Genomic DNA, 22,947 nt, shown 5'->3' with positions numbered 1-22,947 from the left:
TGTGGGGGCTAGATGCCGAGGGCTTGGAAGGTGTCCGCGCGGGCGCGGCGCTGGGACGTGTACTTCAGCCGCTGGGCGTGCACGATCGCTTTGAGGTCAAAAAGCGCGCGCTCAAATAACTCGTTGATTATAACGAAGTCGAATTCCCTTGCCTGCGCCAGTTCCATCTTCGCGTTCTCGAGCCGCATCTCGATGACGTCGGGAGCATCCTCGCCCCGCCGCTCCAGCCGCGACCGGAGCTCTTCCCAGCTCGGGGGCAGGATGAAGACCAGGACCGCGTTGGTGAAGATGCGCTTGATCTGCAGCGCGCCCTGCCAGTCGATCTCCAGGATCACGTCGGCACCGTGCGCGATGCGGTCCTCGATCGCCTTCTTCGACGTGCCGTAGCGCCGCTTGTGCACGTTGGCCCACTCGACGAAGGCATCGGCCAGCACCATCTGGTCGAACTCGCTTTCGGAGACGAAGAAGTAGTCGCGGCCATGCTTTTCCTGGCCGCGCGGCGAGCGCGTGGTGTGCGAGACGGAAAGCTGGACGCGGGCGTCGAGCTCCAGCAGCGCCTTGACCAGGCTGGACTTGCCGGCCCCGCTCGGGGCGGCCACCACGAAGAGGTTGCCGGGGTAATCCATGCCGGATTGTATTGGCCGCCGGAAGCGGGCTATTCGATGTTCTGCACTTGCTCGCGCATCTGCTCGATCAGGACCTTCATGTCCACGGAGATCCTCGTGAGCTCCAGCAGCGCGGACTTGGACCCCAGCGTGTTGGCTTCGCGATGCAGTTCCTGGATCAGGAAATCCAGCCGCTTGCCGACTTCGCCGCCCTTCTTCACCAGCCGCTCGATCTCGTCGAGGTGCGCGGCCAGCCGGGTCAGTTCCTCGGCGACGTCGATGCGGATCGCGAAGGCCGTGGCTTCGGTCAGCGCCCGGTCCTGCGCGGCTTCGGGCGTCGCCGTGCCTTCGGACAGCGCCATCGCTTCCTTCCAGCGCTCCAGGAAGCGCTGGCGCTGCTGCTCCACCAGCTGCGGCACGAGCGGCTTGGCCTGCGCGGCGAGCGCGCGCAGCTGCTCCAGGTGCCCGAGCAGCATGGTGGCGAGCCGGGCGCCTTCGCGCTCGCGGGCGGCGACCAGGTCCTTCAGCGCCTGGGCCGCCACCTGGTTCAGGGTCTCGGTCCAGTCCACCGTCGACGTCTCGTCGGCCGAGGCGAGCCGCAGGATCTCGGCCACCGACAGCGAAGCCGCCGTCGGCAGCCAGGTCTTGACCGTGTCCTGCAGCGCGCCCAGGCGCTGCAGGGTGCCCATGGTGGGTTCGCGCACGGTTTCCGCGCCCACCCCCTCCACGTTGGCCCGCACTTCGACCTTCCCGCGCTTGATGCGGGCGGTGATCAGCTCGCGCAGGGCCGGTTCATGGGCCCGCAGCTCCTCGCCGAGGCGGAAGGACAGGTCCAGGAAGCGGCTGTTGACGGAGCGGATCTCCAGCCCGAGCCGGGAGGGTGTTGCAGACTTGCCGCCATCCGTGCCGGCCGGTGCCGATCCCGGGCTTTGTTGCGCCGAGGCGTAACCGGTCATGCTGTAAACTGGCATGCAGAGGATTCTCGAGGTTCGTTGAGGGGATTTCAGAGTCAGCCAGGGGCGCCGCGGCGCCCCATTCTTCAAATTATGTCAAAGCTGAAACCGGCCCCTTTGCCGCCGGACACCGTGATCGGCGGATACCGGGTGGTGCGCAAGCTCTCCGCCGGCGGCTTTGGCGTCGTTTACCTGGCGGTCGACAACGAGGGCCAGCAGGTCGCCATCAAGGAATACCTGCCGTCCTCCCTGGCCACCCGCCCGCCGGGCGAGCTGCTGCCGCAGGTCGCGCCCGAAAAGCTCTCCCTGTACCGCCTCGGCCTGAAAAGCTTCTTCGAAGAGGGCCGCTCGCTGGCCCAGATCTCGCACAGCTCCGTGGTGAGCGTGCTGAACTTCTTCCGCGAGAACGAGACCGTCTACATGGTGATGAACTACCTGGAGGGCGCGACCCTGCAGGACTTCATCATCACCGCCCGCGAGCTGAAGAAGCAGAAGGTCTTCCGCGAGTCGACCATCCGGTCGCTGTTCGACGAGATCCTGCGCGGGCTGCGCATCGTGCACCAGCACAAGATGCTGCACCTGGACATCAAGCCGGCGAACATCTTCATCACCGACGACAACCGCGCCGTGATGATCGACTTCGGCGCCGCCCGCGAAGTGCTGTCCAAGGAAGGCAACTTCATCCGCCCGATGTACACGCCGGGCTTCGCCGCGCCGGAGATGTACCGCCGCGACTCGTCGATGGGCCCCTGGACGGACATCTACGCCATCGGCGCCTGCATCTACGCGTGCATGCAGGGCTACCCCCCGAATGACGCGCCGCAGCGACTGGAAAAGGACCGCCTGTCGCTTGCCCTGTCGCGTTTGCGCGGTGTCTATTCCGACAACCTGATCGAGGTGGTGGAATGGTGCATGTCGCTCGATCCGCTGTCCCGCCCGCAATCGGTGTTCGCGCTCCAGAAGGAGCTGAGCCGGGAAGGCGAACGGCGCTATACGAAGCTCTCCGTCGGTGAGAAGATGCGTCTCCAGTTCGACAACATGGTGACGGACACCAAGAAAAGCATGAAGAAGACGGGCTTCGGCGGAGTGAAAGCCAAGTGAAATTCTCGGTCTTCCAGATCAGCCGCAAGGGCGGTCGCGAGAAGAACGAGGACCGCATGGGCTATTGCTACACGCGCGAGTCCGGGCTGTTCCTGCTGGCCGACGGCATGGGCGGCCACCCCGAGGGCGAAGTCGCCGCGCAGCTGGCGCTGCAGACCATCTCCGCCCTGTACCAGAAGGAAGCGCGTCCCATCGTCAAGGACGTCACCGAGTTCCTGTCCGTCGCCCTGATGGCGGCGCACCACCAGATCATCCGCTACGCCAGCGAAAAGGGCATGCTCGACACGCCGCGCACCACGCTGGTCGCGGCGATCGTGCAGGGCCAGCACGCGACCTGGGTGCACTGCGGCGACTCGCGCCTGTACGTCGTGCGCGAGAACGAGCTGCTCACGCGCACGCGCGACCACAGCTACCTGGAACAGCAGAACGCCGGCGTGATCCGCATGGACCGGATCAACCGCAACATCCTCTTCACCTGCCTCGGCTCGCCGACCAAGCCGGTGTTCGACGTCACGGGGCCGGTGCAGCTGCAGCAGGGCGACAAGATCCTGCTGTGCTCCGACGGCCTGTGGGGCAGCCTGGAAGACGTCGACATCGTGCGCGAACTGAGCGCCAAGCCCGTCGCCGAAGCGGTGCCCGACCTCGTCGAGGGCGCCCTGCGCAACGGTGGCGAACACTCGGACAACGTCACGGTGATCGCCATGGAGTGGGAGACGCCGGACACCTACGAGTCCACCCGCGGCATCTCCACCGACAGCATCTCGGACGGCGTCTTCGCCTCCACCATCCAGGCCGGCGTGCTCGACACGCTGGTGGACGACCTCGACGACGCGGCCATCGAGCGCTCCATCGCCGAGATCAACGAGGCCATCCGGCGCTCGGCCGCCAAGAAGGCCTGACCTTCCCCGGGCGGGCCCTTTCGGGCTTGCCTATGATCCCGGGATGACGACTTTCCAACGCAGCGGCCGGCGCGCGCCCGACCAGCTCCGTCCCGTGCGCATCACGCGCGGCTTCACCATCCACGCCGAAGGCTCCGTGCTCATCGAGTTCGGCGGCACGCGCGTGCTGTGCACCGCCTCCGTCGAAGAGCGCGTGCCGCCGCACAAGCGCGGCAGCGGCGAGGGCTGGGTGACGGCCGAATACGGCATGCTGCCGCGCGCCACGCACACCCGCGGCGACCGCGAGGCGGCGCGCGGCAAGCAGAGCGGCCGCACGCAGGAGATCCAGCGCCTGATCGGCCGGTCCCTGCGGGCCGTGTTCGACCTGAAGAAGCTGGGCGAACGCACCATCACGCTGGACTGCGACGTCCTGCAGGCCGACGGCGGCACGCGCACGGCGGCGATCACCGGTGCCTTCGTCGCCGCGCAGGACGCGGTGAACAAGCTGCTGGCCGGGGGCAAGCTGGCCGAGTCGCCGGTGACGGGTCCCGTCGCGGCCATTTCGGTGGGCATCGTCGACGGCACGCCGCTGCTGGACCTGGAGTACGTCGAGGACGTCGCCTGCGACACCGACATGAACGTCGTGATGACGGGCGCCGGCCACTACGTCGAAGTGCAGGGCACGGCCGAAGGCGCCGCTTTCACGCGCGCGGAGATGGACGAACTGCTGCGCCTGGCCGAGAAGGGCATCGCCGAACTCGTCGCGCTGCAAGCGGCCGCGCTGAAGGCGCCGTGAAACTGGTCCTCGCTTCCAACAATGCCGGCAAGCTCGCCGAGCTGCAGGCCATGTTCGCTTCGCTCGGCGTGCAGCTGGTGCGCCAGGGCGAGCTCGGCGTGCCCGAAGCGGACGAGCCGCACCGCACCTTCGTCGAGAACGCGCTGGCCAAGGCGCGCAATGCTTCGGCGCACACGGGGCTGCCCGCCTTGGCGGACGACGCCGGCCTGTGCGTCGACGCGTTCAGCGGCCTGCCGGGCGTGGACACCGCGTACTACGCGACGCAGTTCGGCTATCCGAAGGGCGACGACTGGAACGTGAAGGCGCTGCTGGAGCAGATGGAGCACGTGGGCAACCGCCGCGCCGCGCTCGTCAGCACGCTGGTCGCTGTGCGTTCGCCGGAAGATCCCGAACCCCTGATCGCGGTCGGCCGCGCCGTCGGCCAGATCACGCGCGAGCCGGTGGGCCGCAACGGCTTCGGCTTCGACCCGGTGATGTTCATCCCCGCCTTCGGCCAGACCTTCGCGCAGCTGCCGCCCGAAGTGAAGAACGCGCACAGCCACCGCGGCCAGGCGGCGCAGCAGATGGTGCAGCTCATTCGCGACCGCTGGCTCTGACATGAAGGACGTCCAGCACTACCTGCGCCCCGGGACGCTGCAGCTGCCGGCGCTGCCGCCGCTGTCGCTGTACGTGCACCTGCCCTGGTGCCTGCGCAAGTGCCCCTATTGCGACTTCAACTCGCACGAGAACCAGGGGGAACTCCCCGAGGCACGCTACCTCGACGCACTCCGCGCCGACCTGGAACAGGCGCTGCCCCTGGTGTGGGGCCGCCAGGTCCACAGCATCTTCATCGGCGGCGGCACGCCCAGCCTGTTCTCGCCGCAGGGCATCGAGCGGCTGCTCTCGGACATCCGCGCCCGCCTGAAGCTCGCGGCCGACTGCGAGGTGACGCTGGAGGCGAACCCCGGCACCTTCGAGAAGGACCGGTTCCGTGCCTTCCGGTCCGCCGGCGTGACGCGGCTGTCTGTGGGCGTGCAGAGCTTCGACGACGCGAACCTGAAGGCGCTGGGCCGCGTGCACGACGGCGCGCAGGCGATCGCCGCCGTCACCGAAGCGGCCACGGCCTTCGAGACCTTCAACCTCGACCTGATGTACGCGCTGCCCGGCCAGACGCTGGACCAGCTCGAGGCCGACGTGACCCAGGCGCTCGCGCTGGCGCCCCCGCACCTGTCGATCTACCACCTGACGATCGAACCCAACACCTACTTCGCCAAGTTCCCGCCGGTGACGCCGCCGGACGACCTCGCCTACGCCATGCTCGACCGCATCACCGAGATGACCGCGGCGACGGGCCTGGAGCGCTACGAGGTCTCGGCGTACGCCAAGCCCGGCCACCGCTGCTGGCACAACTGGAACTACTGGCAGTTCGGCGACTACCTGGGCATCGGCGCCGGCGCCCACGGCAAGCTGAGTTTCCCGCACCGCATCGTGCGGCAGGTCCGCTTTCGCGAGCCCCGGCTGTACATGGAGAACGCGCTGGCCGGCAACGCCGTGGCACAGGACGATGAGGTCGCCCGCGGCGACCTGCCGTTCGAGTTCATGCTCAACGCGCTGCGGCTGAAGGACGGCTTCCTGCTGCAGGACTTCGTCGAGCGCACCGGCCTGCCGCTGTCCGCCATCGCGAAGCCGCTGGAGCAAGCGCAGGCGAAAGGCCTGGTGGAGCGCGACCTGGCGCGCGTGAAGCCGACCGAGCGCGGCTTCGACTTCCTGTCCGACCTGCAGGCCTTGTTCCTGGCCGATTGAGCGCTCAGCGCTGGCGCGGATCGCGGTCGCCCAGCGCGGCCTTCAGCGGGTCGATCGGGTCGGCGGGCTTCACGTTCTGGAAGGTCTCGACGACGCGCCGCACGATCTGCTTCTGGTCGTCCGTCCACTTCGCGAGCCGCTCCGATCCCAGGACGCCCTCGAGCGCCGAGATCAGGTGCAGCTGGAAGTGTTCGGGGTGCGGATGCGTCGCCACCAGCGAAGTGAGCGTCACGTACGAGGCGGTGTGCATTGCGATCAGGTGCTGCACCTCCGTCCTGAGGGCTTCGATGTCATCCATGGCATGTCGTTATGGGGTCTGAGTCCAAGCCATGCTAGCCGGCGGGCGTCGGGCAGCCTGTCGGACGGCAGCCGTCTCCGGCGTCCCGCGCGGCGACTCAGCCGTTGGAGGGCGCCAGCCGGATCCATGCCGGCGCGTGGTCGCTGGGCTTCTCGCGCCCCCGGTGCTCCGCGTCGACGCCGGTGGCCTGCAGGCGAGCGACCAGCGCGGGAGACAGCAGAAGGAAGTCCATGCGGAAGCCCGCGTTGCGGCGGAACGCCGCCTCGTTCACCCAGAACGTGTAGATGCGCTCCTTCGGGTGCAGGTGGCGCGTGGCATCGACCCAGCCTTGCTCCATCAGCCGCGCCCACTTCTCGCGCGTCTCGGGTTGCAGCACGGCGTCGAAGCGCCAGCTGCCGGCGTTGTAGATGTCCGCGTTGGTCGGCACCACGTTGAAGTCGCCGGCCAGCACCACCGGCAATCCCGATGCCATCAGGTCCTGCGCGTAGGCGATGAAGCGCTCCATCCAGCGCAGCCTGTAGTCGAAGTTGGGGCTGGGCACCGGGTTGCCGTTCGGCAGGTAGACCGAGGCGATGCGCAGCCCGCCGACGTCCGCCTCGACGTAGCGCGAGGCGAGGTCGCTGTCGTCGCCCGGCAGGCCCCGCCGCACTTCCACCGGCGTGCCCACGCGCGAGAGGATCGCGACGCCGTGGTGCGAGCGCTGGCCGTGCCAGACCGCGTCGTAGCCCGCCGCGCGGATCGGTGCGATCGGGAAGGTCGCGTCACCCGTCTTGATCTCCTGCAGGCAGGCGACGTCCGGCGCCGTCTCCGCCAGCCACTCCAGCAGCCGCGGCAGCCGCCCCTTCACGCCGTTGACGTTGAAGGTGGCGACCTTCACAGCACGAAGGGCTGTCCCGTGACCGGCGTGGTGGGCACCGCCATTTCCTGGCGCGCCATGATGCCGGCTTCGTACGCCATGCGGCCGGACTCGACGCCGAGGCGGAAGGCCTGCGCCATGCGCACCGGGTCGTGCGCCTGCGCCACCGCGGAGTTCACCAGCACGGCGTCGTAGCCCAGTTCCATCGCCTGCACCGCGTCGCGCGGCGAGCCGATGCCGGCGTCGACCACCAGCGGCACGTCGGGCAGGCGCGCGCGCAGCGTGCGCAGGGCGGTGGGGTTCAGCAGGCCCTGGCCGGAGCCGATGGGTGCGCCCCAGGGCATGAGGATGCGGCAACCCGCGTCCAGCAGGCGGCGGCAGGTCACCAGGTCGTCGGTGCAGTACGGGAACACCTCGAAGCCGTCGCGCGCCAGCGTGCGCGCGGCTTCCACGAGCTCGAACGGGTCCGGCTGCAGCGTGTAGTCGTCGCCGACGACTTCCAGCTTGATCCAGGGCGTGTCGAACATCTCGCGGGCCATCTGCGCCAGCGTCACGGCCTCGCGCGCCGTGCGGCAGCCGGCGGTGTTGGGCAGCAGGCGGGCGCCGCTCGCGCGGATGATGCGGTAGAAGTCGTTGGTCGCGTTGCCGGCCGCCAGCTGGCGCTTGAGCCCCAGCGTGACCACCTGCGTGCCCGACGCGGCGATGGCCTCCTGCAGCACCTGCGGCGACGGATAGCCCGCGGTGCCGAGGAAGAAGCGGCTGGTGAGTGTGGTGTCGCCGATGCGCAGCGTCATGCGTCAACCTCCTGTGATGGGCTGGAAAGTGAACACGGCGTCGCCGTCGTCCAGGTGGACGCCCGCACGCGCGCCACGCGGGACGAACTCGCCGTTGACGGCGGTCGCCAGCGCCTGCGGCGGCTGCCCCAGGTCGGCGACCAGGTCCGCCAGCGTGGCGCCGTCGGGGAGGCTGCGCGGTTCGCCGTTCACCGTGATCGTCTTGCTCATGGCGTCCACTCGCGAAGCGCCTCTTCCACCAGCGCCGGGGCGATGAGCCAGCCGTGGCGGAAAAGGCCGTTGATGCGCGTCAGCCCCTCCTCCTGCTGCAGCAGCGGCAGGTTGTCGGGCAGGGCGGGGCGCAGGTTGGACTCGCTGTGCACCACGCGCGCTTCCGCGAGTTCGGGCACCACGCTGTGCGCCGCGGCCAGCAGTTCCACGGTGCTGCGCACCGACACCGGCGAGCGATCCTCGCTTTCGATCTCGCTGGCGCCGACCACCACGAGGTCGGGGGCGCGCGGCACGATGTACACGCGGTGGCGCGGATGAAGCAGGCGCAGCGGCCGCTGCAGCCCGAGGCCCGGTGCCTGCAGCCAGAAGATCTCTCCCCGCACGCCGCGCACGGGCAATTGCGGGCGCGCGCCCGTGCCGCGCACGTCGAACACGTGGTCGAAGCGCTGTTCGCCGGCGTCGGTGGCCAACGTACCGGCTTCCGCTCGCGTGACGGCGCGTCCCCAGTGCCATTGCACGCGGGTCGCGCCGGCGGCCAGCGCCTGCATCGCCTGCACGGTGTGGATGCGGCCTTCCCGCGGCAACAGCCAGGCATGGGCCGGCCCCTGCACGGAGGGTTCGAGTTCGCGCAATCCCGCGGCGTCCAGGGGCTGCAGGCTGTGGTCGCCGATCGCGCCGGCCTTGGACCGCAGCAGGTCGACGACCCGCCGCGCCGCGCCTTCGTCGCCGCGGTGCGCCAGCAGCAGGCTGCCGTCCTGCCGGAACTCCACCGGCAGCGGCAGCGCCTCCAGCAGGCGCGGCCACAGTTCCAGCGAGCGCCAGCCCAGGCGGAAGACGTTGGCGTCGGCCGATTCGAGTTCCGCCAGCGGGCTCAGCATGCCGGCGGCCGTCCAGCCGGCGGCGCCCCGGGCTTCCGCGTGCGCGGCGGGATCGAAGACGTGGACCTCGTGCCCGGCCCGCGAGAGCTGCAGCGCCAGCAGGCGCCCGAGCAGGCCGGCGCCGGCGATGCCGACGCGGAGCAGGGGCTGGGAAGGGGAGGGGTGCATGGCTCTTCTTACGCCGGTACGAACCGGATCAAGTTCACGGGTTTGGCCCATCGCCATCTCAGCGGCCGGCACCTGCCGGTCGCACCCCGGAGCGGAACGCAAGTATAGACGGCGGCCGCGCGCGGCCTCAGTCGCGCAGCCAGGCGACCGCTTCGGCCTCGTCGGTGAAGACCATGAGGTTCACGCCGGACTGCCGCGCCGTCTTTTCGCTGGCACGCGTGATGCGGTCCGCGGGCACCACGGAGGCGATGCGGTGCAGGTGCTTCAGCTGGCGGGCCACTTCTTCCCCCACCGCGAAGTGTTCGGTGAAGGTGGTCAGCGTGCGCACCCCGCGCAGGTCGAACATGACGCGCTTCGCCGCCCAGCCGGACGTCTCGACGCCGATGAGCTGCAGGAAGGACAGGAACTGGCCCAGCGTGGGCTCGCCCTCCACGCGGACGACGGAGTAGCCCTCGCGGTGTTCGACCTTGATCTCCAGGCTCATGCACGGAAGCATAAGGCAGCGGCGCGCGGCGCGGTATAGCGACTTGCTTCACCGCTGCAACGCCGCGCCGGGATGTCCTACGGACCGACCGCCGGTGTCGCACTTTGGGGCCCCCGGAGGCTCCCCACCTGTCATGCACGCCCCCGGCGAGCGGCCGGGCTCCCCAGCATGGAAAGGAAGACCTGATGAGATCCACGAAGCACACCCTCTCGATCCTCGCCACCGCCGCGGCGGTCGCGTTCGGCGGCGTTGCCGTCGCGCAGTCGGCCGGCGATTCCAGCGGCAGCCAGACCGGGAGCAGCACCAGCCTGAACAGCGGCACGACGCTGAACAGCGCGGACTCCAGCGTGAACAGCAACGGCTCGCTCGGCGCCTCCGGCACCCAGGACCCGTCTTCGGGCAGCGTGAACACGCAGGCCATGGGCAACAGGGGCTCGGCCGGCACGGACGGGTCCAGCACCACCACGCTGGGTGCGGGCAGCGAGGCTTCGTCGGGGGGCGCGACCTCGGGCGGCTCCGACATGCAGCCCCCGCGCGCGGACCCCAACTGACGCCCACGTCCCGTCCACAAGCCAGCGGCCGCCGCTGGCTTTTTCTTTTGTCCGACATGGGACTGCGTTCTCCTGCAGGAGCACGCATGGCGCCATGCCTCGGCCGGTGCGCCCTTCACGCATGGGCTGGCAGGAAGCACAGCCGTTTACGCGTGCCCGCGTGTCCTACGCGCGTGTCGCCCTCGGGCCTACGGCGCCAGACGCGGTCTCCCCACCCGGGCGCCGCCGGGCCCCACCTAAGGTGTCCCTGTGACGCGGTCACCACGCCGTCACTCTCGAACACCACTCGCAGCATCACTCACTGGAAGGACCCCTCATGAAATCGACCAAGACCACCCTCTCCGTCCTTGCGGCCGCCGCCGCCCTGGCCTTCGGCGGCGTCGCCGTGGCCCAATCCTCCGGCGGCGCCAGCGGTTCGTCGGGCACGGCGGGCAGCACCGCCGGCGCGGCGGGCAGCAGCGGCGTCGGTGCCGGCACCGCCGGCTCCACCGGCAGCAGCATGGGCACGGCCGGCGCCACCAACAGCAGCGGCACGGGCACCACCGGTGCGTCCGGCACCGCCGGCGCGAGCACCGATACGGGCAGCACGTCGGGTTCTTCCGGCACGGCCCTCGGGGCCGGCAGCGCGACGACGGGCAGCGGCTCGATGTCGGGCAGCACGGGCAGCGGCAGCATGGCCGGCAGTACCGGCGCGTCCGGCAGCAGCGACATGGGCAGTTCGAGCGGCGCAGCCGCTGGTGGCGGTGGCTCCACGCGTGCCGCCCGCGCCGACCGCAACTGATCCCCGCTGGACTCCCCTCCCTTGGGCCAGCGCCTCACGGCGCTGGCCTTTTTTGCTGGCCGCGGCCAACCTCGCTGTCGGCTGCGGACGACGCCGCGAGCCGGGCGTGCCCCACCCCGCCGGTCGCGTGCAGCGCCTAAGCTTCGACCTCGCGCGTGCTGCGCGAGCCCCAACGACAACGACCGAGATCCATGCGCACCTTCCTTTGCCAGAAATGCGGCCAGCCGCTGTTCTTCGAGAACGTGCAATGCCTCAGCTGCAGCAGCCGGCTGGCTTTCCTGCCCGACCGCATGAACCTGGCGCCCATCGAGGAAGTCGAAGGCGAGGAGGGGGTGTACCGGCCGTACGCGAAGAAGCCCCGCAAGGCCCCGCGGAGGTACCGCCTGTGCCAGACCCGCCTGGACCATGGCACCTGCAACTTCGCCGTGCCCGCCGACGACCCGAACCCCCTCTGCGCGAGCTGCCGCCTCACGCGCGTGCTGCCCAACCTTTCCACCCCCGAGAACCTGCAGCGCTGGACCCGCATCGAGATCGCCAAGCGGCGGCTGTTCTACACGCTGGTGCGGCTGGGGCTGCTGTCGCCGGATCCGCGCATCGAGGAGCCCGAGCGCCTGGTCTTCGAGTTCCTGGAGGACCAGCCGGGCCGGCAGGTCATGACGGGGCACGCCGACGGCCTGATCACGATCAACGTCGCGGAAGCGGACGACGACGAGCGCGTCGCCCGCCGCGTCGCGCTGCACGAGCCGTACCGCACGCTGCTCGGCCACTTCCGCCACGAGATCGGCCACTACTACTGGGACGTGCTGATCCGCGACGGCGGCCGGCTGGAGGCGTGCCGCGCCATCTTCGGCGACGAATCGGTCGACTACCAGCAGGCGCTGCAGGCCCACTACGAATCCGGCGGGCAGCCCGAGGGCTGGCAGGACAGCTTCGTCAGCGCGTACGCCACCTCGCATCCATGGGAGGACTGGGCCGAGACGTGGACGCACTACCTCCACATGGTCGACCTGCTGGAGACCGCGGCCGGCTACAACACCCGCATCACGCTCCCCGGCGAAGGCGAGGAAGAACTCGAGGAGGTCACCAATCCCTTCGAGACCCGCAGCCCGGACTTCGACGAGCTGGTACAGCAGTGGGTGCCGATCACGCTGCTGGTCAACAGCCTGAACCGCAGCCTGGGACAGGAAGACGCGTATCCGTTCGCGCTTTCGCCCGGCGCCTTGAAGAAGCTGCGCTTCGTCCACGACGTGATCCAGCAGTCGCGCCGCGCGCGCATCGGCGAGGGCAAGTCGCAGCAGGTGATGGACCCCGCGCCGGCCGAAGCGCAGCCGGCGGCGACGGGCGCTTGAAGTCAGCGGAAGCGCGCGGGCACCAGCTGCAAGGCGACCGGCGGGTCGACGGGCTGCCATCCACGCGCGGCGATCACGTCGTTGCTCTCCACCGCCTTGCGTCCCGCTTCCAGGGACCAGGTCACGTGGTACGTGCCGCCGCCGGGCCGCTCCGTGCTGCCATCCACGTGGACGACCAGCGCTTCGAGGCCCTGCCCGTCGTCGGCGCGCCCCACGATGACCGCGCGCACCGCCGGCGGCAGGACCGTGCCCGCGTGCACGCGCGGCCGCAGGGTGACGTGGTCGGCGATGGGCCGCGCGTAAGCGGGAGGGAAGCGGGCGAGCAGCAGCTCGCGCTCCTCGCGGTCCAGCTTCCAGCCGATGACGAAGGGCCCTGGCCTGGCCTTGCGGAAGGCTTCGCTCGCGGTGTGCATCGGGGAAGTGTGGCCCGGCAGGCCGGGCCCTTGCCGTTCGTGCGCCGTCAGAACGACATCACGTAGTACGGCTCGCCGACCGTGATGGCGCTGTACGGGATGTGTCGGCTGCCCACCACGAAGGCCTGGTTGTCCGTGACCACGTTCGGTGCGCCGCCGGTCATCGTGCTCGCTTCTCCGGCGCGCGCCGGCACGTCGAAGGTCGCGGCAGCGGCGTGGCGGTTGCCCATCACGTGGGTGCCGGACGCGGCATGGCCATGGCGCAGCTGCGACACCACCGCGTGCCGGTCGAAGTGGATGTTCGGCTGCACGTAGACGTAGCTGGTCGAAGGAACCACGGTCGTGGTGGTGGTCGTGGTCACGTCGGCCGCCGGGCCGCCCAGCACGCTCGTGTCGATGGAAGGCGTGCTGTCCAGTGCCAGGGTTTCGGCGCCGTTTTCGCCCAGGTCCACCATCGTGCCGTCGGGGTAGAAGATGGCGTCGGCCTGGGCCGCGCCGGCGAGGCCGATGGCGCCGGCCAGGAAGAGGGCTCGTGTGCGGGAGGTCTTGTTCATGAGGTGCTCCGTACAGTTCGGTTGTGTGATGCGCGGCCGTGGCCGGCGACTGTGTACGAGGCAGTTTGGAACGGCCGCTTTCCGTCCGTATCGGACGAACGTGGCGGCTGCCGTAGGAACGGCCGGGTGATCAGGGCGGCTCGTCGCGCGAACGTCCGACCGCACCCGCGCCCATCGCCATGCCGCCAAGCCCTTCCGCACCGCCGCCTCCCGCCCCGCCACGGCCGCCTCCGGCGCCTCGGCCTTCCCCACCCGGACTGCGCGCGCCGCTGCGCCCTGCCGCGCCGACGCTCCGGCTCGGCCCCTGGCGCGGGATGTGCAGCGGTGGCACCGCTTCCAGATCCAGGGCCTCGCGGATGAAGTTGCGGAGCGACACCACCAGCTCCGCCGTCTCGACCTTGCGGCCCGCGACGAGGTCCGTCGCCGCCGCGACGGCCAGTCGCCCCTGCTCCGCGGTCCCGAGCAGGATGACGTCGGAGAGCGCGGCCTCCACGGCATCGCGGATGCGCCGGCGCCGTTCGCCGCCGGTCTCGCTGGCTTCGGCAGCGCCCCGTTCGCGCGCGGTGCGCAGGTGCGTCGGGTCCACCGACAGGTCCCCCGTGAAGGAGCCGCCCAGCGTCTTGTACGCGGCGATGAGCGTGCGCAGGCGTTCGTTGATCTGCCGGTTCTCGCGTTCGCGCCGGCGCTGCACCGTCTGCATCACGAGCAGGCGGATGCCCACCATCACCAGCGTCACCACGCCCAGCCCGAGCAGCGTGGTGAACAGGGCCTGCCAGGAACTGAAGTCGATGCCGGTGCGCATGCGGCGATCGTGCCGCAAAAAAAGAGGGGCCGCCTTGCGGCAGCCCCAATCGAGAGATCCTGAGCCTGTGCACCCAGGCCCGAGGGAATGATGCTCCGCGCCAGCCTGGCGGCGGTGTGCCGCCAGCGTAAAGATGGCGGCGGCCGTGAGATTTGCAGCAGCGGCCGCCGCTCGTCGCCGGGCGGCGACCGTGCCTCCCACGGTCGCGTTGCGTCAGACCACCTGGAAGGTCCAGGCGGTGCGCGTCACGTTGCCTGCACGGTCGCGCACGACGAGTTCGGCGCTGTGCCGGCCCCGGCCCAGTTCCTCGCGATAGCCGATCTCGTCGGCCGCGATGCGGGCGTTGCGCGTGACGTCGAGTCCGTCCACCAGCAGGCGCACGGACGCCGGGTCGACGCCGCTGCCGTCGTCGCTCAGCCGGGCCTGAATGAAGGTGCGGCCGCGCTCGGCCACGCGTGCGCCGTCGGACGGCGCCAGCTGCGTCACGCGCGGCGCCTGCTCGTCGCGGCGGTCCGCGCGCGCTTCCGGCAGGTCCACCCGCGCGGTCGCGCGCTGCCCGCCGACCCGCAGCGTGGCCACCGCCGCGTCGAACGCCCGCAGGTCGTCGCGGCGGCGCACGGTGTACGTGCCTTCGTAGACGCCGCGGCGCGTCTCGCGCATCGCGACGTCGCTCACCACGCCAGGGATGTCCAGCGAGGCCCGGCCGCCGGCGGCGCCTTCGAGGCGGAAGCGCAGCTCGCGTCCGGGAACCAGCCGGCCCTGCGGCCGGACCGTGAACTGTTCGATGGCCACGGTCGGCACGGCGACGGCCGGCCCGCCCATCGCGAGGGCCTGGAACGACGCCGGAAAGCTGAAGTTCTGCACGACCGTGCGTCCGCCGAAAGTGGCATGCGCCGCGATCAGCTGCAGCGGATCGATGCGGTCGGCCCGCCGGATGGTGTGGGTGCCGACATAATTGCCGGCGTCCTGCTCGGCCAGCGCGACACGCACGCCGTCGGCCAGCACGACGTCGGCCTGGCGGGCACCCGGCGTGGCGACCAGCTGCACGCGCAGCACGGCGCCCGGTGCCAGGCCGGCGTTGGAATTGAGGCCCAAGGCGCGGATGGCGGGCTGGGCCACGACCGCGCGCTGCTGTGCCTGGGCCGGTGCGGCGACCAGGACGGCAGCCGCGGGGACGAGCATCATGAGGGCGGCGAAATGGTTGCGGACGGTGGATCGCATGAGGTACCTCCAGTGGTTGGTGTATGGAGTCAGCTTAGGCAACATCCCATGAACGCACCCTGAACCGGCGCCACCCCGCGCCACGCTTGTGCATGAGAATGCAACGACCATGACCGACCCTTCCGGCACCAGCCTGTTCGGCGACCCGGGCCTGCTCGTGCGCGCCATTGCCGAGGCGACGGACGACGTCATCTTCGCCAAGGACCTGCAGGGCCGGTACCACTTCGCCAACCCCGCGACGCTGGCCGCGGTGGCGTGCACGGCCGAACAGGTGCTGGGCCGCACCGACCTGGAGTTCATGCACGACCAGGAGCTTGCGCGGCGCATCATGGCGACCGACCGCGAAGTGATGGACCGCGGGCAGGCCACCGAGCTGGAGGAAACGCTCCGCACGACCGATGGGCGGCTGACGCAGTGGCATTCGCGGAAGATGCCGCTGCGCGACGCCGACGGCACGCTCGTCGGCCTGCTCGGCATCGCGCGCGACATCACCGAACGCAAGGCCGCCGAAGCGCAGCGCGAGGCGAGCCGCCTGAAGCTGGAGATGGGCGTGCAGGCGGCCGGGCTCGTGATGGCCGAGATCGACTACTTCACCAACGAGAACCACATCTCCGCCGAGCTCGCGCGCCTGCTGGAACTGGGCGACGAAGACATGGTGGTGCCGCGGCAGGCGATCTTCGACCGCATCCATCCGGAAGACCGCGACCGCTACCTGCGCGAGATCGCCCGCACGCTCGACCCCGCCGGCAACGGCCACCTCGCCATCAACGTCCGCGCGCTGGTGCCGAGCGGCGCGGTGCGCTGGCTGCACATCCGCCTGCAGATCGTGTTCGCGGAAGCCGAAGGGATGCGCGTGCCGCGCCTCGGCATCTGCGCGGCGCGCGACGTCACCACCGAGATGGTGGCCGAAAGCCGGCTGCGCGCGGCGCAACGCCTGACGGAATCGGTCATCGAGGGTGCGGGGGCGCTGGTCTACGCCAAGGACCTGCAGGGCCGCTACATCCTGTCCAACCAGGCCTGGCGTGCATTGCACGGACTGGCCCCCGACCAGACGCAGGGCGTCACCGATGCCGAGCTGTTCGGGCCGGAGCACATCGCCGAGATGCGGGCCAACGACGAGAAGGTGGCGGCGTCGGGCGAGCCCGTGCTCGTGCAGGAGCGCGTGCTGCTGCGGGGCCAGCACGTCACCTTCCGCTCCAGCAAGTTCCCTCTGTACGACGAGGCGGGGCGGGTCTACGCCGTCTGCGGCGTGTCGACGGACATCACCGACGTGGTGGAGGCCGACCGCCGCAAGGACGAATTCATCGCCACGCTGGCGCACGAATTGCGCAATCCGCTGGCCCCGATCCGCACCGGCCTCGAGATCCTGCGGCGGGTGGGCGAGCTGCCGCCGCCGGCCGCCCGCACGCGCGACATGATGGAGCGGCAGCTCACGCACCTGGTGCGCCTGGTCGACGACCTTCTCGACGTCTCGCGCGTGAGCCGCGGCAAGCTGGAGCTGCGCACCGAGCGGCTCGACGTGGAGCAGGTGCTGAACCACGCCATCGAGGCCAGCCAGCCGTCCGTGGACGCCGCGGGCCACGTGCTCGCGCTCGACCTGCCGCCGGAACCGCTGGTGGTGCGCGGCGACCTCACGCGCCTCGCGCAGGTGTTCAGCAACCTGGTGAACAACGCCAGCAAGTACACGCCGCGAGGCGGGCGCATCGACGTGCAGGTGCGCCGCGACGCGGGCCGGGCGCGCATCGCGGTCACCGACAACGGCAGCGGCATCGCGGCCGAGGTGCTGCCGCAGGTGTTCGACCTCTTCGCGCAGGGCAGCCAGATGGCGCACGGCGGCCAGGGCGGTCTCGGCATCGGCCTGTGGCTGGTGCGACGGCTGGTCGAACTGCACCATGGCACGATCATGGCCCACAGCGATGGTCCGGGCCGCGGCAGCACGTTCACCGTGCGCCTGCCGCTGGCGGACTGACGCTGCAACATCACCAGGACCTCCCCATGCCGAATCTGAAGATCCCCTGCGGCGCACTGCTTGCGGTGGCGCTGGCCGCGTGTGCCCAGCCGCCCGCCGCGCCGTCGCCATCGCCCGCACCTTCCCCCGCCCCGGCGCCGGGCGGCACCTGCCAGGCCGACGCCGCCCGCTTCGCGGTGGGGCAGGCGTACACCGAGGCGCTGGCGCAGGAAGCGCGCGCCCGTGCTTCGGCCACCCGCGTGCGCGCCATCCGGCCGGGCCAGGCGGTCACGCTGGAGTTCGACGGCGGCCGCCTGAACCTGCAACTCGATGCCGCAGGCCGCGTGACCGCCGCCCGCTGCGGCTGAAGCCGCGCGCCGGCGCGGCGCACGACTGCCTCAGACCTGCAGGCCACCGGTCCGGCCCCTGCCGGACCAGGCTGACGTGTGAAAGGGCGGCGTCCCACCCGGGAGATTCAAGGCGCCCGGCCCGGTCGCCCCGGCCGATGCGGCACCATGGCGCCATGGTGGATCGACGGCTGTACCTGGATTGCGATGGCGTGCTGGCGGATTTCGACCGCGGCGCGGAGCAGGTGCTCGGCATGACGCCCAAGGCGTACGAGGCGCGGCACGGGCGTGGACGGTTCTGGGCACGCCTCGCACAGACGCCGGATTTCTTCGGCAAGCTGCCGCTGATGCCCGGCGCGACCGAGCTCTTCGCCGCGGTGCGCCACCTCCATCCCGTGATCCTCACCGGCCTGCCGCGCGGCAACTGGGCCGCGGCACAGAAGGTGCGCTGGGCCGCCGAACACTTCCCCGGCACGAAGATCATCACCACGCTGGCCGCCGACAAGCGCGACCATTGCGCGCACGGCGACGTGCTCGTCGACGACAACCTCAAGTACCGCCATCTCTGGGAAGGCGCCGGCGGCATCTTCATCCAATACCACGATGTGGAGCAGGCGCTGGAGGACTTGGCGGGACTGTTCCCGCTGCACGCGCGCAGCGCCGGCGGGCGCCCGTGAACATTCCCTGCATGGCCGGGTAGTTTGGTCGGGAACGGCCGAGCACGTTGCGGGCCGTGTATCCGCTCTGTAAAGTGGCCGGCCGATGTCGCGCTCCCACTCTCCCGAACAAGCCTGCATCGCCGCGCAGCTGGCGGCCGAGCTTGCGGGCTACGAGGCGGGCCTGCAGGACCTGCTGCAAGGCCATTGGGACCCGGATCTGTACCGCAACCTCTCCGACGCCTTCGACCGCATGCAGCTGCTGGCCACGGGCCTGCCGCGCCTGGGCTACGGCTGGACCGAGCTGCTGATCAGCCGGGTGGAACTCACGCATGCGCTGTGGAGCGTGCGCGAGCCGGCACGCGTGAACGGCAAGGTCGTCGCCCTGCACGAGCGCCACCGTGCGCTGCTGCGCGGCCTGCGGCAGGAGTGCGAGGGCTACGCCGCGCCCGGCGGCCACGTCCACTAGCCCGCGCGCCACGCCCCGCGAGGCGATTCGGGCCCTTGTCCGACATGGACGCAGGCCGCGTCGCGCAAAGCTTGTCCGCTCCATGCATTCCCCCGGAGGTCAGGCTTTGCAACACGGCTATCCGCGCCCGCAACTGCAGCGCGCCCAGTGGATCAACCTCAACGGCAAGTGGCGCTTCTGCTTCGACAACGATGCCGCCCTCGCGACGCCCGCGGACGTGACCGAATGGCCGCTGCAGATCACCGTGCCGTATCCGCCGGAGAGCAAGGCCAGCGGCATCGGCGACCGCGGCTTCCACAAGGCCTGCTGGTACGAGCGCGACGTGGAGCTGAAGCCGGGCAACGATCGCGTGATCCTGCGCTTCGGCGCGGTCGACTATGCCGCCCGCGTGTGGGTCAACGGCGACCTGGCGGCCACGCACGAGGGCGGGCACACGCCGTTCTTCGCGGACATCACCGACATGCTGAAGGCCGACGGCCGCCAGACCATCACCGTGCGGGCGGAGGATGACCCGCACGACCTGACCAAGCCGCGCGGCAAGCAGGACTGGCAGCTCGAGCCGCATTCGATCTGGTATCCGCGCACGACGGGGATCTGGCAGACGGTCTGGATCGAGCGCGTGCCGCACACCTACATCGACAAGGTGCGCTGGACCCCGCGGCTCGAGGGCTTCGCGATCGGCGTCGAGGCACGCGTGGGCGGCCAGGTGGACGACGACCTGTCGCTGGAACTGGAACTGCGCCACGGCGAACGCCTGCTGGCCCGCGACCGCTACCGGGTGGTCGATGGCGAGGTCGACCGCTTCGTGGTGCTGTCCGACCCCGGCATCGACGACTTCCGCAACGAGCTGCTGTGGAGCCCGGAGCGGCCGACGCTGATCGACGCGCGGCTGCGGCTGTGGAAGAACGGCGAGATGGTCGACGAAGTGCAGTCGTACACGGCGCTGCGCTCGGCGAACGTCCTGCGCGACCGCTTCATGCTCAACGGCCGGCCCTACGTGCTGCGCATGGTGCTCGACCAGGGCTACTGGCCCGATACGCTGCTGGCGGCGCCGGGCGACGACGCGCTGCGCAAGGACGTGGAACTCGCCAAGGCGATGGGCTTCAACGGCGTGCGCAAGCACCAGAAGATCGAGGACCCGCGCTACCTGTACTGGGCCGACAGGCTCGGGCTGCTGGTCTGGGAGGAGATGCCTTCCGCCTACCGCTTCACGCGCACGGCCATCAAGCGCACCGTGCGCGAATGGACCGAGGCGATCGATCGCGACTACAGCCACCCTTGCATCATCGTGTGGGTGCCGTTCAACGAATCGTGGGGCGTGCCCGAGCTGCCGTCGGTGCAGGCCCACCGCCATGCCGTGGAGGCGCTCTACCACCTGACCAAGACGCTGGACCAGACCCGCGCGGTCATCGGCAACGACGGCTGGGAGTCCTCGGCCACCGACATCATCGGCATCCACGACTACGACTCCAACCTGGAGCACATCCGCCAGCGCTATGGCCCGGAGATCGAGACCGAGAAGCTGTTCGACCGGCGCCGTCCCGGCGGCCGCGTGCTCACGCTCGACGGCTACCCGCACCAGGGGCAGCCGATCATGCTGACCGAGTTCGGCGGCATCACCTACCAGGCGCAGGCCGAGGAGGGCGTGAAGAAGACCTGGGGCTACACGGAGATCGGCGACGCCGAGGCCTTCGCGCGCATGTACGAGCAGCTGCTGGAGACGATCGTCCACACGGCGCTGTTCTCGGGCTTCTGCTACACGCAGTTCGCCGACACCTTCCAGGAGGCCAACGGGCTGCTGCATGCGGACCGCACGCCGAAGATCCCGCTGGAGCGCATCCGCAAGGTGACCTCGATGTCCCGCACCTTCATCCCCGGGGCCGCCTGATGCACGCCCTGGAGCTGACGAAACCGGACGGCCGCCGCATGACGCTCTATGCGCGGCGGCCGCTGCCGCCGGGCCTGGCCGCCCCCAGCCCGTTCCGCGACCCGCTGGCCGGTGGCGCCCACCTGCGCTGGCACCCGCTGCGCGGCGAATGGGTGACGTATGCGGCGCACCGGCAGGGCCGCACCTTCCTGCCGCCGCCCGAGTACAACCCGCTCGCGCCGATGACCGACCCGTCGAACCCGACCGAGGTGCCGGAGGGGCCTTGGGACATCGCCGTGTTCGAGAACCGCTTCCCGTCGCTGGGCGGCTCCGTGCCCGCGCCGCCGCAGCTGATCGTGCCGACGGCGCCGGCGCACGGCCGTTGCGAGGTCGTGGTGTTCACGCAGGACCGCGGGTCGTCGCTGGGCGCCTTGTCGCTGGACCACATCGAACTGCTGCTGCAGGTGTGGGGCGACCGCACCGCACGCCTCGGCGCGGAGGAGGCGATCCGGTATGTGCTGCCCTTCGAGAACCGTGGCGCCGAAGTCGGCGTGACGCTGCACCATCCCCATGGACAGATCTACGCCTATCCCGTGGTGCCGCCGGTGCCCGCGCGCATGCAGCAGGTGGCGGAGGAGCACCTTGCGAAGCATGGCCGCGGGGTGCTGGAGATGCACATCGAGGCCGAGCGGCGCGACGGCGCCCGCATGCTCTACGAAGGGCCGCACGCGGTCGCCTTCGTGCCGGCCTGCGCGCGCTATCCGTACGAAGTGTGGATCGCGCCGACCCGGCCTGTAGAGGGCTTCGCGCAGTTGGGCGATGCGGAGCGCGCCGACCTCGCGCGCGCGCTGAAGACCGTGCTGCTCAAGTTCGACGGCCTGTGGCAGCGCCCCTTCCCCTACCTGATGGCCTGGTACCAGGCGCCCACCGACGGCCGGCCGCACCCCGAGTCGCACCTGCACGCGCAGCTGTGGCCGCCTTACCGCACGCGCGACCGGCTCAAGTACCTGGCCGGAACCGAACTCGCCGCCGGCTTCTTCGCCATGGATGCGCTGCCGGAGGAGAAGGCGCGCGAGCTGCAGCAGGTGGAAGCGAGGATCGCATGACGCTGCACGAGAGGCCGGCGGACGCCGTCGCCGACGCGCCGGGGCGCGTCAACCTGCTGGGCGAACACACCGACTACAACGACGGCTTCGTGCTGCCGGTGGCGATCGCGCAGCGCACGCGGGTGGCCATGTGGCGCAATGGCACGGACCGGTTCAACCTGCATGCGGCCGAGCTCGGGCAGAGCGTGTCATTCGGCTTCGACGCGCCCCCCGCCGAACACTTCGCCAGCTACGTCTTCGGCTGCCTCGCCCTCGCGCGGGCCGAACGCGCGGACGTGCCGGGCCTCGACATCGAGGTCCACTCCGAGGTGCCGATCGGCGTGGGGCTGTCGTCGAGCGCGGCGCTGGAGGTGGCGACGCTGCGCTGCCTGCGCACGCTGCTGGACCTGCCCTTCGACGACGTGCAGGTCGCGCAGCTCGCGCAGCGCGCGGAGATCGAATACGCCGGCGTGCGCTGCGGGATCATGGACCAGATGGCCTCCAGCCTGGCCGGCACCGACCGCGCGCTGCTGATCGACACGCGGTCGCTGGAGCGGCGCGACGTGCCGCTGCCGCCGGGCAGCACGGTCCTGGTGCTGGATTCGGGCGTGCCGCGGACGCTGGCAGGCAGCGGGTACAACGAGCGCCGCAGCGAATGCGAGGCGGCGGCGCGGATGCTGGGCGTGGCCTCCCTGCGCGACGTGCAGCGGGAAGGCGAACTCGCGGTGCTGCCGCCGCTGCTGCTGCGGCGGGCGCGGCACGTGTTCACCGAGAACGCGCGCGTGCTGCAAGCCGCCGGGTGCACGGACCCGGTCGCCTTCGGCAAGCTGATGAACGAATCGCACTTCAGCCTGCGCGACGACTATTCCGTCTCCACGCCGGAACTCGACCTGCTGGTGCGCTGGCTGCAGGCGGAGCCGGGCGTGTTCGGCGCGCGCCTCACCGGCGCCGGCTTCGGCGGCGCCTGCGTGGCGCTTTGCCGCAGCGGCGCGGAACGGCAGGTGGCGCAATCGGTGCTGGAGAAGTACAACGGCGCCGGGCACCAGGGGAAGCAGCTGGTGCCCTGAGTGCCCGAGCCAGCGCCGCCACAGGGCCGTCGGC

27 protein-coding genes and 1 riboswitch are annotated in these 22,947 nt (G+C 70.5%); of the genes, 15 read left to right on the top strand and 12 right to left on the bottom strand.

The window, feature by feature from the left end; genetic code table 11:
- Positions 1–8: 8 nt before the first annotated feature.
- Positions 9–626, bottom strand: coding sequence for a guanylate kinase (gene gmk / locus IM787_RS02890; RefSeq protein ID WP_193675121.1), 618 nt, complete (start codon positions 624–626; stop codon positions 9–11).
- Between the two features lie 29 nt (positions 627–655).
- Positions 656–1,576 carry a YicC/YloC family endoribonuclease gene (locus IM787_RS02885; protein WP_193675120.1) on the bottom strand — a complete coding sequence of 307 codons (921 nt, stop codon included), beginning with the start codon at positions 1,574–1,576 and terminating at the stop codon, positions 656–658.
- Between the two features lie 75 nt (positions 1,577–1,651).
- Between IM787_RS02885 and IM787_RS02880 the strand changes: the two genes are divergently transcribed.
- Genes IM787_RS02880 through hemW form a run of 5 tightly spaced genes read left to right on the top strand, consistent with a single transcriptional unit; the run spans position 1,652 to position 6,115 of the window.
- Entirely contained in the window at positions 1,652–2,659 is a 1,008-nt protein-coding gene (locus tag IM787_RS02880) for a serine/threonine protein kinase (protein WP_193675119.1), read from the top strand.
- Positions 2,656–3,558 (top strand): PP2C family protein-serine/threonine phosphatase, encoded by a 903-nt coding sequence (locus IM787_RS02875; protein WP_193675118.1) that lies wholly within the window; start codon positions 2,656–2,658, stop codon positions 3,556–3,558. The genes IM787_RS02880 and IM787_RS02875 overlap by 4 nt, the downstream gene beginning before the upstream one ends.
- Positions 3,559–3,601: 43 nt before the next feature.
- Positions 3,602–4,333, top strand: a complete 732-nt coding sequence (rph, locus tag IM787_RS02870) for a ribonuclease PH (protein ID WP_193675117.1) — start codon at positions 3,602–3,604, stop codon at positions 4,331–4,333.
- Entirely contained in the window at positions 4,330–4,929 is a 600-nt protein-coding gene (locus tag IM787_RS02865; RefSeq protein ID WP_193675116.1) for a non-canonical purine NTP pyrophosphatase, read from the top strand. Before rph ends, IM787_RS02865 begins: the two co-directional genes overlap by 4 nt.
- Position 4,930: 1 nt before the next feature.
- Positions 4,931–6,115 carry a radical SAM family heme chaperone HemW gene (gene hemW, locus IM787_RS02860; RefSeq protein WP_193675115.1) on the top strand — a complete coding sequence of 395 codons (1,185 nt, stop codon included), beginning with the start codon at positions 4,931–4,933 and terminating at the stop codon, positions 6,113–6,115.
- Between the two features lie 4 nt (positions 6,116–6,119).
- On the opposite strand, the gene IM787_RS02855 is transcribed toward hemW, so the two are convergent.
- The 6 genes from IM787_RS02855 to IM787_RS02830 form a co-directional block, all read right to left on the bottom strand.
- The gene (locus IM787_RS02855) at positions 6,120–6,413 is read right to left on the bottom strand and encodes a hypothetical protein (protein WP_193675114.1); all 294 of its coding nucleotides are present in this window, start codon (positions 6,411–6,413) and stop codon (positions 6,120–6,122) included.
- Between the two features lie 97 nt (positions 6,414–6,510).
- The gene (xth, locus tag IM787_RS02850; RefSeq protein ID WP_193675113.1) at positions 6,511–7,290 is read right to left on the bottom strand and encodes an exodeoxyribonuclease III; all 780 of its coding nucleotides are present in this window, start codon (positions 7,288–7,290) and stop codon (positions 6,511–6,513) included.
- Positions 7,287–8,063: a thiazole synthase gene (locus tag IM787_RS02845; RefSeq protein ID WP_193675112.1), complete on the bottom strand. Its 777-nt coding sequence runs from the start codon at positions 8,061–8,063 to the stop codon at positions 7,287–7,289. Before IM787_RS02845 ends, xth begins: the two co-directional genes overlap by 4 nt.
- Positions 8,064–8,066: 3 nt before the next feature.
- On the bottom strand, positions 8,067–8,273 hold the full coding sequence (gene thiS, locus IM787_RS02840; RefSeq protein ID WP_193675111.1) for a sulfur carrier protein ThiS: 207 nt from the start codon (positions 8,271–8,273) through the stop codon (positions 8,067–8,069).
- Complete coding sequence (locus tag IM787_RS02835) at positions 8,270–9,319, bottom strand: FAD-dependent oxidoreductase (protein WP_193675110.1); 1,050 nt, start codon at positions 9,317–9,319, stop codon at positions 8,270–8,272. The genes thiS and IM787_RS02835 overlap by 4 nt, the downstream gene beginning before the upstream one ends.
- Positions 9,308–9,418: riboswitch (TPP riboswitch) on the bottom strand. It overlaps the preceding gene by 12 nt.
- Positions 9,419–9,446: 28 nt before the next feature.
- Positions 9,447–9,803 carry an STAS/SEC14 domain-containing protein gene (locus IM787_RS02830; protein ID WP_193675109.1) on the bottom strand — a complete coding sequence of 119 codons (357 nt, stop codon included), beginning with the start codon at positions 9,801–9,803 and terminating at the stop codon, positions 9,447–9,449.
- A 185-nt stretch (positions 9,804–9,988) separates the two neighbouring features.
- Between IM787_RS02830 and IM787_RS02825 the strand changes: the two genes are divergently transcribed.
- The 3 genes from IM787_RS02825 (at position 9,989) to IM787_RS02815 (ending at position 12,484) form a co-directional block, all read left to right on the top strand.
- Positions 9,989–10,354: a hypothetical protein gene (locus IM787_RS02825; protein ID WP_193675108.1), complete on the top strand. Its 366-nt coding sequence runs from the start codon at positions 9,989–9,991 to the stop codon at positions 10,352–10,354.
- A 316-nt stretch (positions 10,355–10,670) separates the two neighbouring features.
- Positions 10,671–11,135 (top strand): hypothetical protein, encoded by a 465-nt coding sequence (locus IM787_RS02820; protein ID WP_193675107.1) that lies wholly within the window; start codon positions 10,671–10,673, stop codon positions 11,133–11,135.
- 191 nt (positions 11,136–11,326) lie between these two features.
- Positions 11,327–12,484, top strand: coding sequence for a zinc-binding metallopeptidase family protein (locus tag IM787_RS02815; RefSeq protein WP_193675106.1), 1,158 nt, complete (start codon positions 11,327–11,329; stop codon positions 12,482–12,484).
- Positions 12,485–12,486: 2 nt separating this feature from the next.
- On the opposite strand, the gene IM787_RS02810 is transcribed toward IM787_RS02815, so the two are convergent.
- The 4 genes from IM787_RS02810 to IM787_RS02795 all read right to left on the bottom strand — a co-directional run bounded on the left by IM787_RS02810 (position 12,487) and on the right by IM787_RS02795 (position 15,474).
- Complete coding sequence (locus tag IM787_RS02810; protein WP_193675105.1) at positions 12,487–12,897, bottom strand: hypothetical protein; 411 nt, start codon at positions 12,895–12,897, stop codon at positions 12,487–12,489.
- 47 nt (positions 12,898–12,944) lie between these two features.
- The gene (locus IM787_RS02805; protein WP_193675104.1) at positions 12,945–13,451 is read right to left on the bottom strand and encodes a hypothetical protein; all 507 of its coding nucleotides are present in this window, start codon (positions 13,449–13,451) and stop codon (positions 12,945–12,947) included.
- A 130-nt stretch (positions 13,452–13,581) separates the two neighbouring features.
- Positions 13,582–14,253: a hypothetical protein gene (locus IM787_RS02800; protein WP_193675103.1), complete on the bottom strand. Its 672-nt coding sequence runs from the start codon at positions 14,251–14,253 to the stop codon at positions 13,582–13,584.
- Between the two features lie 213 nt (positions 14,254–14,466).
- Complete coding sequence (locus IM787_RS02795) at positions 14,467–15,474, bottom strand: hypothetical protein (protein ID WP_193675102.1); 1,008 nt, start codon at positions 15,472–15,474, stop codon at positions 14,467–14,469.
- A gap of 109 nt (positions 15,475–15,583) precedes the next feature.
- On the opposite strand from IM787_RS02795, the gene IM787_RS02790 reads away from it, so the two are divergent.
- The 7 genes from IM787_RS02790 to galK all read left to right on the top strand — a co-directional run bounded on the left by IM787_RS02790 (position 15,584) and on the right by galK (position 22,913).
- On the top strand, positions 15,584–17,443 hold the full coding sequence (locus tag IM787_RS02790) for a PAS domain-containing protein (RefSeq protein ID WP_193675101.1): 1,860 nt from the start codon (positions 15,584–15,586) through the stop codon (positions 17,441–17,443).
- 26 nt (positions 17,444–17,469) lie between these two features.
- Positions 17,470–17,790: an I78 family peptidase inhibitor gene (locus IM787_RS02785; RefSeq protein ID WP_193675100.1), complete on the top strand. Its 321-nt coding sequence runs from the start codon at positions 17,470–17,472 to the stop codon at positions 17,788–17,790.
- A gap of 155 nt (positions 17,791–17,945) precedes the next feature.
- Entirely contained in the window at positions 17,946–18,446 is a 501-nt protein-coding gene (locus IM787_RS02780) for a 5' nucleotidase, NT5C type (protein ID WP_227494044.1), read from the top strand.
- 85 nt (positions 18,447–18,531) lie between these two features.
- Positions 18,532–18,894, top strand: a complete 363-nt coding sequence (locus IM787_RS02775) for a hypothetical protein (RefSeq protein WP_193675098.1) — start codon at positions 18,532–18,534, stop codon at positions 18,892–18,894.
- Positions 18,895–19,000: 106 nt separating this feature from the next.
- Positions 19,001–20,782 carry a glycoside hydrolase family 2 protein gene (locus IM787_RS02770; RefSeq protein WP_227494043.1) on the top strand — a complete coding sequence of 594 codons (1,782 nt, stop codon included), beginning with the start codon at positions 19,001–19,003 and terminating at the stop codon, positions 20,780–20,782.
- Complete coding sequence (gene galT, locus IM787_RS02765; RefSeq protein WP_193675096.1) at positions 20,782–21,867, top strand: galactose-1-phosphate uridylyltransferase; 1,086 nt, start codon at positions 20,782–20,784, stop codon at positions 21,865–21,867. The genes IM787_RS02770 and galT overlap by 1 nt, the downstream gene beginning before the upstream one ends.
- Complete coding sequence (galK, locus tag IM787_RS02760; RefSeq protein ID WP_193675095.1) at positions 21,864–22,913, top strand: galactokinase; 1,050 nt, start codon at positions 21,864–21,866, stop codon at positions 22,911–22,913. Before galT ends, galK begins: the two co-directional genes overlap by 4 nt.
- The last annotated feature ends 34 nt before the right edge of the window (positions 22,914–22,947 follow it).

The organism is Ramlibacter pallidus, from assembly GCF_015070875.1.
Taxonomy (GTDB): Bacteria; Pseudomonadota; Gammaproteobacteria; order Burkholderiales; family Burkholderiaceae_C; genus Ramlibacter; species Ramlibacter pallidus.
This window is presented reverse-complemented; position numbering and strand designations above follow the sequence as displayed.